The following is an 11,812-nucleotide window of genomic DNA, read 5'->3' on the forward strand; positions in this document are numbered from 1 at the left end:
TTTTGTGTGTAGGCTTCTTCATTTGAAAATTATATCGCTGAAAAAGCCTTTACAGATAGGTTTGTGCAACAAAGCCTCATTAAGATAGAAATAATAAAGCCCGCATATGTGTGGCAAAACTTATATTCACAGAATTAAGTATGCCACACATATGAGCTAAATATTTTCCCCGTGATTTCTATTTATACTTTCTATTAGTATTCATATATTTATGTGACCCTACTCAGATGATGAACCAGAATCGATGTCTGTATCCATCATACAAGTTTTTGATTTACAGTGTATTCAAGATCGCACCAACTTTTTGTTTGATCTCTATATCTCGTTTTCTCTGGGCACCGCGACCGCCTCTAAACAGCTTATCAAACATGGCCAATAGGTATTCTTTAGAGCTCTGTTTAGTGATCAGGTTATAAAGCAATACTGAAAAGAATATGATCGGGAATAAAATGACTAGACAGATACCAACCAAAACTTTTAAGGAGATTTTCTCAAATTTATATTGAGCTTCACTCTTATCCGAGATAATCATATTTTTCTCTTCCATGAGCATTAATGTCTTGGTTTTTTGAGCAGTTGCATAATCTAGATCTAAACCCAATACATCCTCAATATAAAGCTCAGTCTGACCGTTATGACTTAATGGAAAATGCTCATTTGCACTAAATTTTTCAAAGGCTTTTTTATCGTATAAACAGCCATGGAGTGATTGTTCCGCATTATAAGCATGGTCACTGTAAGTGAACATCAAAACCTTATCAATGTATCTGGAATCTCGTGCACCGCCATAGTCGAACCGGGCTTCTACAGAATCTGCAGTAGTAAAACCAATTTTGTAGAAAGTACCAACATCTGTTTTTAGTCTTACATAATATAAATGTCCACTTTGGGATTTTGGTACATATTTTCTGCTATATGAGCGTCTCATTTAAATCGTTATTTCAAAAATAAAGGAAATTATATTTTGATGACCTCAACAATAATACCTTTTATGTTTTAAAAGCTGTTTATACCGAAATGAATGCCTATTTTTAATGCAATTATATGTTTCTTTTATGGGAAATATTAGCTAGCAGTATGTTTAAGCCTAACATAATAATTCATATTGATAAGCTTTTATTCATTATGATTTAGCTTTTCGAGTAAAGGATACCTTTAATATTAGGTTTTTATTTGCAAGTCGATAGGCTTATTATCTTATTATTTGGATCAAACTTACTTTACAACGCAAGTTCATGAACTATTAGGAATTAAACAATGCATTTTATTTGTATAAGTATTTGAAATTAAAAATAATTATTAATAAATATAATTATGAAGTGGATTTTAGGTAAACATAAGTTAAATACAAGTTAAATAAGATACACTTAACCATAAGTTCATATCTTCCTTGTCCATAAAAGTGAATTTTGAAATTTTTAGAAGAAAATTGAATTAATCAGTCCAGCCCAATAAAACTGGGCTGATACTTTATTGTGGGATTTAGCAGACGCTCTGCACTGCATTTACAAACCGCTCTGTATCAAAAGTATGGTTAGATACCAGACCGAACTGGCTCACCTCGCCAACAATTACGGCGCGTCCCATGCTCAGTGCGACATAAATACCGGCAATATTTTCCAGCAAGGTGGCAAATGGAATCAGGCACAAATGCCGTCCAAGCTGGCTGCTGGCCAGTGCCTGACTGAATGAATGCGTAATTGACTCTATTGTATCTTCTGCCAGACACACGCCTTTCGGTGTTCCGGTACTGCCTGAGGTATAGGTAATTTTTGCCGGCTGCTGGGTTTGTAAAGAAGATGAATACTGTACTGCCTGTTCTAGCTGAAAAAAGCGTGCATGTAGCTGGCCAGCAATAAAAATCTCATCTCTACTCATGTCTTGAGCCAGATTTAACAGCCATTCTGGTGCAGAGAAAGATTCATCCAGAATACAGAGCAGCTCTGTTTGGCTGTCGGAAAGCAGATGCCGTACTTGGGCTACAGTAAAAAATAGAGGAACAGGTATTACAGTCATGCCGGCTTTTTGTGCGGCAAGATCGACCACAATCCAGTCGATGCTGCTCACGCCCCATAAGGCCAGATGGCGCAGATTAAGCTGCTTGAAACCGGCACTCAATAATTCTACCCGCTGCTGTAGCTCCGCATAGCTGAGGGTTGCCTGTGTGGTGACTACCGCTTCTAGCTGCGGATATTGTCGTGCTTGCAGGCTGATACGTTCAAATAAAGCAGTCATCATTTAAATTCTGTGCCTCGCTGATCAAGCAAAATGCTTTAATGACTAAATTGATAAAATTGACGAGCGACTTGTAGGGCCTCTGCCACATCAATCGCCAGCACATAAGGTTTCTGCTGGTAATAACTGCCCCACAGGCGTTGTGCCTCTCCAAGGACTTGCGGGTCAGCCTTTTCAAGCACATGAAAATGTAATCCCATTTGTTGCAGCACATAACGCACAGCGGCTGTCCCGGTACATACTGCCCATTCGATGTGTTGCTGCGAGAGATGAAAAACCAGAAAGGCCACCATCAGTTTGGCTTTGTCCATATCTAGTGCTGCAAGATTGCCAATTTCTACCACTTTGTCTCGACTGACCTGGGTTTGGCTCAGTTTACTTAATGTGTTTTCAACGGGTTCATCGAGATACTGTTCCAGAAAGGCATTAAATTGATTTAAATGCTGCATACCAATCACCACCTGCATCTCGGCGCCTTGATAACCTGCAAACAGGGTCGAAGAGAAGCTCGATACAGTGGCCTGATGGACTTGCTGATATTTTTCCTGAATAAAATGTTCCAGGCTACGGCGTTCAGGTGTCTCGCTTTGTTCTACAGTTTTGACCGTCAAATGTAGCGATTGATCCTGTGCTGAAATTACCGGATACGCCGGAGGTACTTGTAGTAAAAATTTATTGTGATTGATTTGTTTTTTATATTCAGGCTGCTTGAAATATGTATTTAGAAAGTGAATCTGACTAGATAAATAAGGATCAAAACTGAACTTGATCATTTGGCTCACACCACGAAATTAACTTGCTACTCAAGATAGAAGTCCAAACTTAAAAAATTCTTAATTTTGTGCAAAAGAATGTAAAAGCTATGTGTATAAAAAATCCAGAGAACGGCCGGTTTTTTTAAGAGCATTTTAAGATTGAAAATTTAAGTTGTTCCTATCTCTCTATTGACTGAATCTGCTTTATGTCTTCCTACCGATCACCTTATAAAGGCACCTCAGGAACGCAGCGTATTTTTAATGCGACCCGTTATTCCATGGCTGGTTTTAAAACCGCCTTTCAAAATGAGGCCGCCTTCCGGCAGATCCTGCTGATTAATCTTATTTTGATTCCTCTAAGCTTTTGGATGCCAGTTAGCCGAGTTGAGCAAGCGCTCATGGTCGCCGTGTGCCTATTGGCGTTGATCATTGAACTGATTAACTCAGCGATAGAGGCAGTGGTAGATCGTATTTCCATGGAACGGCATGAACTGTCTAAAAATGCCAAGGATATGGGCAGTGCGGCTCAGTTTGTAGCACTTAGTTTAATTGCCCTGACCTGGGGCATCATTTTGGCTGGTCATTTGATTTGACCTCTGCTCTTGCTACTGCCTGAAATGGAAAACTTAAAAATGATCACTGACCGTTCCCGGTTTTTACTGACCCAAACTTTACTTTTGATCTTCAGTTTTTTGATTCTTCTCAACTTCTTTGACATTGGAGGAGTGCTGGACTTACAGCTCATCTATCCCTTTATCGATGATCATGGTCAATTTCCCCTTCGAAAACAATGGGCACTGGCAGAACTCAATCATCGCTATGTTAAAGACCTGCTGATTCTAGTGTATATCACATTATTACTGGGCTGGTTGGCATCACTGAAATGGCAGAACTGGTATATACGGCGCTGGGAATTTGGCTATTTTTTTAGCATGGTAGTGCTGACCACAGCCTCGATCGGAATTTTAAAATCCCAGTCAGCCCATGCCTGTCCCTGGGATATGACCATACCTACCCATAATGGGATTTTGTGGGATTTTAGTGCCACTGCAGGCCACTGTTTTCCTGGAGGGCATGCATCTAGTGGTTTTGCTTTAATGGCCGGCTATTTTGTTTATCGTATTTCTAACCGCAAGCGTGCTTATTTTCTTCTGATCGGTGCAGTAATTTTAGGGTTGGCCATGGGCTGGGCACAAATGATGCGCGGAGCACATTTCCTGAGTCATAATTTATGGACTGGCTGGATTATCTGGTGCATCAATGTCATTGGCTATACGCTGTTTAGCCACAAACTACCAATAGAAAAGACCACTCCTATACGCTCTAGTATCAGGTAACCTTAACTCCAAAAAACCAGAAGCCTATTCGCTTAGGCTTCGCCTAAAGGAAACTTGACTTGTACACACAGGCCGCCCAGATTAATACTTCGCGAAAATTCCAGTGTTCCACCCAAGCGCTCGGTAGCTTTATCTACAATGGATAAACCCAAACCGCTGCCAATTTCTGCATGGTTATGAATCCGGTAAAAGCGTTGCCGGATCTGATTAAATTGAGCAGGATCTATCCCTACCCCGCTGTCTTCAATCTGTAAAACCGCCTGCCGGCCTTGCTGGAAAATCGACACATTAATTACGCCATCCTTCGGACTGTATTTAATTGCATTATCAATTAAATTATAAATAATCGAGTGCAAAGCTGAAGCCTGGCCCTGAATCTGCAGTTCCTGCTGCTGCTCTACTCCTAAATCAATGTCTTTCTGTAGTGCCAGTTGAATCAGTTCTTCGATACAGGTGACTGTCATTTGATTCAGTGATAGCAATTGAACAGGTTCGCTTAAACCTTCGGTCACATCCTGTTTGGCCAGACTTAATAACTGGTTGACCAGATGCTGCATACGCAAAATGCCTTGGCTCAAATTATGGATAGACTCGCTCTGAGGGAACTGCTGTAGCAAAATTTGTAGCTGTAAATTCAAGGCCGTCAGTGGCGTGCGTAATTCATGTGCAGAATCCGCTACAAATTGACGTTGTTCCTGTTGGGCTAGAGAGATGCGGCCAAACAGATAATTCATTTCCTGAATAGTCGGTTCCAGCTCTAGGGGATAATCTTTCATTGCAATTGGCTTTAAGTCTTGTGCCTTGCGACTGGCCAATTCAGTTTTAAAATCATTGAGCGGCTGAAAGTTTTTCCGGATCATCCAGCCTAAGCCAAATACTGCAAAAGGTAAAAAAAGCACATAAGGAAGAAACATATTGGCTGCCAGTTCTAAGGCCAGTTCCTGCCGGACATTTTGCTGCTGGCTCACCTGAATCTGTAGTTGCTTACCGGGAATAATATAAGTTAACCAGGTTCCATACGGCGTTTGATGCTTGTAGAAACCTGCTTTCCTGACCGGTGCCACCAGAACATCCTGCGGATGCAAGGAAGTGGCTGTATCTGTATAGGACCAGATATCTACAAATAAATCTTCTTCACTGTATTGTTTTGCCAGATCAATTTGGCTTTGTAAAGGTTGTGGATGATTTTCTGCAATGCGCTCTGCCAGACTTTGCATCTGTTTATCCAGTACTTCATTAATTTCTTCGAGCGCAATCCGGTATGCCGCAAAGATCAGCACACAGCCCAGTACTACGCTAAATAATGAAATATAAATAACCAGACGTTTTTGCAAGGAATAACGTTTCTGCATGGCGCTCATCCTAAACGATATCCTAGCCCACGTATGGTACGTATGAAGTCTTTTCCTAGTTTTGCCCGCAGATGATGGATATAGACTTCCACCGTATTACTGCTGACATCACTGTCAAAATCATAAAGCTTGTCTTCCAGATCATTCTTGGAAAAAATTTTATTCGGATGATTTAGCATAGCCATTAAGATGGACCATTCCCGGTTGGATAATTCTATAGCCTGTCCATTAAACAGAGCGATATGCTGCTCCAGATCTAGTTCCAAACCGCTGTGTGATAATTTCTTATTCGTATCTATCTCGGTATTTTTTAAACCACTACGGCGTATTAAGGCATGAATACGGGCCAGCAACTCGTCAAATTCATAAGGCTTGATTAAATAGTCATCTGCTCCCTGATTCAGCCCATCTACCCGGTTTTGTAACTGATCACGGGCGGAGATAATCAGTACCGGTAAATTTGGAAACTTCTGCCGGATATTTTTTAGCACCAGCATACCATCCATCATCGGCAAGCCTAAATCGAGCAGGACAATATCATAGGCCTGCTGCTGTAACTGTTTTAAACCCTCAATCCCATTATTGACCCAGTACACATCAAACTGATGCAGCTTGAGCAATGTTTCAGTCGACTCGGCAATCATAAAGTCGTCTTCAATAATCAGTATTTTATGCATTTCAAGCTCTATTCTTTAATGATGGTGAGCATTGTGCAAGCATATCATTTTTAGCTTCAGTCACTTGCGTTTTTATATCCAGTAAACTTAATAAGCTGGGGAAAAGATGGTCGTGACTGCGTGCCTGTCCGGTCTGTCCTTTAAGACAGCTGACCTGATGAGTATTCTGCTGCTTCCAGGCATCGGAGAACCACATCAGCATCGGGACATGGGTTTGCTGGGTCGGCGCCATACTATAAGGTGCACCATGCAGGTATAAACCATGCTCTCCAGTAGATTCCCCATGATCAGACAGGTACCAGAAACCGGGCTGATATTGAGTCTGCTGCTTTAAAGTTTCAATGATTTGGGCAAGAACATGGTCTGTATATACAATCGAATTATCATAGCTATTTTTTAATTCTTCTGTACTACAGCCCTGAATGGCATTGCTATTACAGGTCGGCTGAAATGGCTGATACGGCGCTTTGGAACGCTTGAAATATGCCGGCCCATGACTGCCCATCTGATGCAGTACAATTAACTGCGGTTTCGGGTTATTTTTATCCAGATGCGCCAGATAATCTTTCAGGCTATCTACCAGGATTTCATCAAAACATTCACCACCAGCATCACACCACTTCTGTTTCAGTTGTGCCGGAATCTGATACTTTTGTACCCGGTCACAGGCACCTTTACAGCCTGAGTTATTATCAATCCAGGTCACCTGATATCCGGCGCGCTGGGCAATATCCAGCAAACCTTCTCGGTGGCTGGCGAGCTGTTCATCATAGGTTTCACGTGACATGCCCGAAAACATACACGGGACTGAAACGGCAGTTGCTGTGCCACAGGAACTGACTTGACTAAAATTAATCACCGCTAACTTGCTCAGTTCAGGATTGGTATTGCGCGCATAGCCATTTAAAGCAAAACTCTCGGCACGTGCAGTTTCTCCAACAACTAGCACCATTAATTTAGGATGCTCCTGCATTTGGGCCTGCTGTAACAGATGAGCATCTTCGCCAAAAGCCACCAAAGGTAAATTCGCTTTAGGTGCTTTCTTTTTATAATAGGATAAGGTGGATGCGATGCTATTTTGTGGAGAAAGCATTCCCTTCAGATCACGGTGCTCTCTGAAGATGGCTGCATAGTCGACATAGAAGCAGAACAATAAACCTAGAATCAGTCCGAGTGAGACTACACTGCTCAGGCTTTTATGCACCAGCTGATGCCCAGTCGATGTAGGCTGAATTTGAAGCATCCAGACGATGCCGAGTGGAAATATTACAAATCCCAGTGTCCAGATGATCAGTCGCATTGACCAAAGATCACGAACTTCGCGGGCATCGGTTTGCAGCATATTCTGGATCTGATCCGGAGTAATAACGACCCCCAGACTATTGACAAAATAAGCACTAAAACCACCCAGAATGATCAGGACACTAGCCAGTATTTTGGCGTTCCATTTCCAGTTCAGCCACTGTAGTACCAGATTGTAAAACGCAATAATGATCAGTGCCGTAGCGGCCAGTAACAGACCTGCTTTCAGATTGGCATAAGGCGTAAATTCATGAATTTTCTGATAGAAAGCAAAGTTTAGGATCAATCCCAGCCAAATAGCGAGCAAAATGTTGAAGCCTGAAAGACTGATCGACTTTTTCGGTTGCTGACTAAATAAAGAAGAACGGGAAAACAGCTTCAGCATGATCCATGGCTCAAAGACTTTAAGATGCTTTAGCGTAGAATTTGAAACTTAAAAATGGCTTAAAATGATTGGATCATTTCATAATATATGCAAACCAGCTCCCTTTTATTTCAAACTCAGAAGAATAAAGATAAGTCCTAACATATGTAGAATCTGGCTAGGTGCAAAATACAGAAAAAATTTCCATCCCCCAGTCACAAAAGAATTGATACTTTTAGACACCGCATGTGCCGCAAGTCCAATCATAACAGCATAAATTAAAGTCAGGTTGTGAGGATTTCCCTGTATCACTACACCTGCTACAGCAGCATGCACTTCAAATAAAGAGGCTAAAAAAGTGCCTAAAATTAAGCCGCTATCCCCCAGTAGAAGATTCGCGCCGTAAATCCCAGCCTGGATTAAGGTCAAACTGACCGCAATAATTACCGCTTCTTTTATACTGAACATCCGGCTATCAATTTCTTGTATTTCATTAATGCTCATACTGTTATCCGCTTGGGGAGTTCGATAAATCAAGAATCCGGCAGCAATACATAAAATTCCGATGCCCACCAAACTCGGAATTAGCAGAAACTTGAACCATTCTACGCTCACTCCCAGAACAATCAGCAAGAGCTGTAATAAGGTGGCAATACAGGAGATTAATCCCGCACCTGCATTTAATTTAGCACTGGCCTGTCCGGATCGAACTTGCATGCCCAAACTGGCAATTGTGGCCGTACTGGAGACAAATCCCGAGGCTAAGGCAGATAAAATAAGCGCCTTATCATTGGACAGGATTCGTTTTGCCACATGTGCCATGGACTGCACAATCAAGATTAAAATGAGTAGTTTAAGGATGATATAGGGATTCAGTACAGCGCCCCACAAGGGCTTATTGGGCATGACCGGCAACGCAATCAATATCAAAGCCAATAAAAGTAGCCCATCTCTTAACTCATAGCTTTGGATCGTTTTTCCAGCAAATTGATGCAGTGTCTGTTTGCCCATCAGGATGATCGTAAGTAGAACCGCCATCCCTGCAGCAAGTGGGATATTCCACACACAAATAGCGCCAATGATATAGGTCATCAAAAAAGCCAGTTCAGTGGTAGAACCGATATCCTGCTTCTGTTGAAACAGGCTATACACACAGAACAGGCTGACCGCGACGGCTCCTATCACTCCAATATAGAGATGCAAAAGGAAGCATGAAGCACCCAATAAGGCTGTAATTGTAAATGATCTTAATCCTGCAAAACTCTGCTCATGGTTATTGTTTTTATGACGTTCACGCTCAAGTCCAATTAAAAGCCCACAGCCTAATGCCGACAGCATGATGGTCAGTAATTCCTGAAAAGATAAACTTTGCAAAAGCATATTCAAGAGCATTCACCTTGTGTCATCCAGTGACAGTGCGTATTTTTAGTATATAAATAGTTTTTTAAAGCAGCCCATCAATTTAACCGCTGTATCTTTAAATTCTGGGCTATAGATAGCTGTAAATTATTGGATCAGTCTACCATTCATCTTTATTTATGGTTTACATAATTCCCTATTCTTAGTAGACCAGTTTAATCAAAATTACGGAAGTTAATAAGCTTTTAAATCTAAAATATTTTAATCCTACATCAGCTCCAGGATTAGACAGACTCTGTTTCCCCGACCTGATGATAGGCACGATTAAAATAAACCAAGGCTTGATCTTCCTGATTCTGTTGAATGGCAACAATCGGACAAATCAAAATCGTATGTGTACCGACTTCCTGGATCTGCCCAATTTCACAATCAAAGCTCACCAGTGCATCTTGAAGTACAGGAGAATCCGTTTCTAATTCAGTCCATTTACCCTGTTCAAATCGTTGTTCAGAACTGAATTTTGAAGATGCGAATGCATTAGAAAGATGCGCTTGATCTGCACTCAGTACATTTACGCATAGCACTTTATTCTCTATAAAACTTGCATGTGAACGAGATAATTTATTCATACAAACCAACAATGTCGGTGGTGTATCGGTCACGCTACACACGGCAGATGCAGTAAAGCCATGACGACCTGAATCGCCCATCGTGGTCACTACATTCACTGCACTTGTTAATAAAGACATTGCGTTTCTAAAGTCTGTCGCTTCAACCATCACCGTATTCCAAGATTCAACCTTTTATAGAGAGCGTTATAACACTCAAATGATGCTTTCAACCTTTTAAAAGCATCATGAATTCAGTTTAATTAGCGAGATAATTCCTGACGAATAATCTCAGCACCCGAACTGAGCGCATTGAGTTTGCCATGTGCAATTTGGCGACCGAGTGGTGCCATGCCACAGTTGGTTGATGGATAGAGTTTGTCTGCATCCACAAACTGAAGTGCTTTACGCAACGTGTTTGCCACTTCTTCAGCTGTTTCAATTTGATTGCTTGCGACATCAATCGCACCGACCATCACTTTTTTACCACGAATCAATTCGATCAGATCCATCGGGACACGTGAGTTATGGCATTCAAGCGACACAATATCAATTTTTGATTTTTGCAGTTTCGGAAATGCTTCTTCGTATTGGCGCCATTCTGAGCCTAAGGTCTTTTTCCAGTCGGTATTGGCTTTAATACCATAACCATAGCAAATGTGTACCGCAGTTTCACACTTCAGACCTTCAAGAGCACGCTCTAAAGTTGCCACACCCCAGTCATTCACTTCATCAAAGAACACGTTAAATGCAGGTTCATCAAATTGGATGATATCCACGCCAACGGCTTCAAGTTCACGAGCTTCCTGATTCAGGATCTTGGCAAATTCCCAAGCGAGTTTTTCGCGGCTCTTGTAGTGACCATCATATAAGGTATCAATCATGGTCATTGGACCAGGAAGCGCCCATTTAATCAGCTGATCTGTGAGTGAACGTAAGAATTTGGCATCTTCAACAAAGACAGGTTTTTGACGAGAAACTTCACCCACGACTGATGGCACGCTCGCTTCATAACGATCACGGATTTTGACCGTTTCACGTTGATTGAAGTCAACGCCTTCTAGATGCTCAATAAATGTGGTCACAAAATGCTGACGGGTTTGTTCCCCATCGCTGACAATATCAATGCCGGCTTGCTGTTGCTCATGCAATGATAAACGCAATGCATCTTGTTTTGCATCAAGCAATTCCTGACCTTCCAATTTCCAGGGTGACCAAAGTTTTTCAGGTTCTGCCAGCCAAGACGGTTTCGGTAAGCTACCAGCAGTTGATGTTGGGAAGTGCCATGTTTAATCTTCTATCTCTATATTCGTAAAATAATGTGGTGTATTAAGCAGCGCGTTCTTGGTCGGCAATATTTGTGAGCGTGAACTCGGCAGCCCATTGCTCCAGAATGTCTTTATAAGGTTTGATAAAGTGCTCTTCCGTCCACTTTCCTTGCTTCACTGCCAACTGACCACGCTCAACACGGTCATACACAATTTGAGTCAATGAATAATCTGGGTACTCAAGGCTGGGTTGATACACCTGACCCGCAGCAGAATTCGCATTATAAATTTCAGGACGGTAAATCTTTTGGAAGCTTTCCATGGTGCTGATCGCACTGATCAACTCCAGATCGGTATAATCACGTAATAAATCACCTGCGAAATAAAATGCTAAAGGTGCAGCAGCATTTTCAGGTTTGAAATAACGGACGGTTAAGCCCATTTTGGCGAAGTATTCATCGGTACGTGAATACTCATCATTTTTCTCTGTACACGACAAAAATAGATAACTCATTGAAATAATGACATAATAATTGTTTTCTAACGACGAATACT

At 41.6% G+C, this 11,812-nt stretch carries 11 protein-coding genes and 1 pseudogene; 2 read left to right on the forward strand and 10 right to left on the reverse strand.

Annotated features, from left to right (window positions below):
• Positions 1-274 precede the first annotated feature (274 nt).
• From PV763_RS15895 to PV763_RS15905, 3 genes are all read right to left on the reverse strand, one after another.
• A complete protein-coding gene (locus PV763_RS15895) occupies positions 275-928 on the reverse strand; it encodes a hypothetical protein (protein ID WP_420938193.1) in 654 nt (217 codons plus the stop codon).
• Positions 929-1,482: 554 nt separating this feature from the next.
• Positions 1,483-2,238, reverse strand: coding sequence for an AMP-binding protein (locus PV763_RS15900; protein WP_420938194.1), 756 nt, complete (start codon positions 2,236-2,238; stop codon positions 1,483-1,485).
• A gap of 35 nt (positions 2,239-2,273) precedes the next feature.
• Entirely contained in the window at positions 2,274-3,008 is a 735-nt protein-coding gene (locus PV763_RS15905) for a thermostable hemolysin (RefSeq protein ID WP_004280234.1), read from the reverse strand.
• Positions 3,009-3,196: 188 nt separating this feature from the next.
• Between PV763_RS15905 and PV763_RS15910 the strand changes: the two genes are divergently transcribed.
• Both PV763_RS15910 and PV763_RS15915 read left to right on the forward strand, forming a co-directional pair.
• Complete coding sequence (locus PV763_RS15910; protein ID WP_005107001.1) at positions 3,197-3,583, forward strand: diacylglycerol kinase; 387 nt, start codon at positions 3,197-3,199, stop codon at positions 3,581-3,583.
• 39 nt (positions 3,584-3,622) lie between these two features.
• Entirely contained in the window at positions 3,623-4,327 is a 705-nt protein-coding gene (locus PV763_RS15915; protein ID WP_325755301.1) for a phosphatase PAP2 family protein, read from the forward strand.
• A 32-nt stretch (positions 4,328-4,359) separates the two neighbouring features.
• Here PV763_RS15915 and PV763_RS15920 read toward each other — a convergent pair whose 3' ends face one another.
• The 7 genes and pseudogenes from PV763_RS15920 to PV763_RS15950 form a co-directional block, all read right to left on the reverse strand.
• Entirely contained in the window at positions 4,360-5,679 is a 1,320-nt protein-coding gene (locus tag PV763_RS15920) for a sensor histidine kinase (RefSeq protein ID WP_180087040.1), read from the reverse strand.
• A gap of 5 nt (positions 5,680-5,684) precedes the next feature.
• Positions 5,685-6,356 carry a response regulator transcription factor gene (locus tag PV763_RS15925; protein ID WP_005106997.1) on the reverse strand — a complete coding sequence of 224 codons (672 nt, stop codon included), beginning with the start codon at positions 6,354-6,356 and terminating at the stop codon, positions 5,685-5,687.
• A gap of 1 nt (position 6,357) precedes the next feature.
• The gene (locus PV763_RS15930) at positions 6,358-8,043 is read right to left on the reverse strand and encodes a phosphoethanolamine transferase (RefSeq protein WP_420938195.1); all 1,686 of its coding nucleotides are present in this window, start codon (positions 8,041-8,043) and stop codon (positions 6,358-6,360) included.
• Between the two features lie 105 nt (positions 8,044-8,148).
• Positions 8,149-9,402: an MgtC/SapB family protein gene (locus tag PV763_RS15935; protein ID WP_420938198.1), complete on the reverse strand. Its 1,254-nt coding sequence runs from the start codon at positions 9,400-9,402 to the stop codon at positions 8,149-8,151.
• Positions 9,403-9,665: 263 nt separating this feature from the next.
• Complete coding sequence (locus PV763_RS15940; RefSeq protein ID WP_420938196.1) at positions 9,666-10,160, reverse strand: flavin reductase; 495 nt, start codon at positions 10,158-10,160, stop codon at positions 9,666-9,668.
• Between the two features lie 92 nt (positions 10,161-10,252).
• A pseudogene (locus tag PV763_RS15945) lies at positions 10,253-11,266 on the reverse strand (methionine synthase); the annotation flags it as partial.
• Positions 11,267-11,318: 52 nt separating this feature from the next.
• Positions 11,319-11,812 (reverse strand): putative oxygenase MesX (locus PV763_RS15950; RefSeq protein WP_420938197.1); only part of this gene is annotated, 494 nt, incomplete at its 5' end.

Source organism: Acinetobacter sp. AS5, from assembly GCF_048957595.1.
In the GTDB taxonomy this organism is placed as follows: Bacteria; Pseudomonadota; Gammaproteobacteria; order Pseudomonadales; family Moraxellaceae; genus Acinetobacter.

Coding starts and splice junctions, on each gene's coding strand:
- PV763_RS15925 (WP_005106997.1), bottom strand. CDS start 6,356: ATGCATAAAATACTGATTATTGAAGACGACTTTATGATTGCCGAGTCG.
- PV763_RS15915 (WP_325755301.1), top strand. CDS start 3,623: ATGATCACTGACCGTTCCCGGTTTTTACTGACCCAAACTTTACTTTTG.
- PV763_RS15920 (WP_180087040.1), bottom strand. CDS start 5,679: ATGCAGAAACGTTATTCCTTGCAAAAACGTCTGGTTATTTATATTTCA.
- PV763_RS15930 (WP_420938195.1), bottom strand. CDS start 8,043: ATGCTGAAGCTGTTTTCCCGTTCTTCTTTATTTAGTCAGCAACCGAAA.
- PV763_RS15905 (WP_004280234.1), bottom strand. CDS start 3,008: ATGATCAAGTTCAGTTTTGATCCTTATTTATCTAGTCAGATTCACTTT.
- PV763_RS15900 (WP_420938194.1), bottom strand. CDS start 2,238: ATGATGACTGCTTTATTTGAACGTATCAGCCTGCAAGCACGACAATAT.
- PV763_RS15940 (WP_420938196.1), bottom strand. CDS start 10,160: ATGGTTGAAGCGACAGACTTTAGAAACGCAATGTCTTTATTAACAAGT.
- PV763_RS15935 (WP_420938198.1), bottom strand. CDS start 9,402: ATGCTTTTGCAAAGTTTATCTTTTCAGGAATTACTGACCATCATGCTG.
- PV763_RS15910 (WP_005107001.1), top strand. CDS start 3,197: ATGTCTTCCTACCGATCACCTTATAAAGGCACCTCAGGAACGCAGCGT.
- PV763_RS15895 (WP_420938193.1), bottom strand. CDS start 928: ATGAGACGCTCATATAGCAGAAAATATGTACCAAAATCCCAAAGTGGA.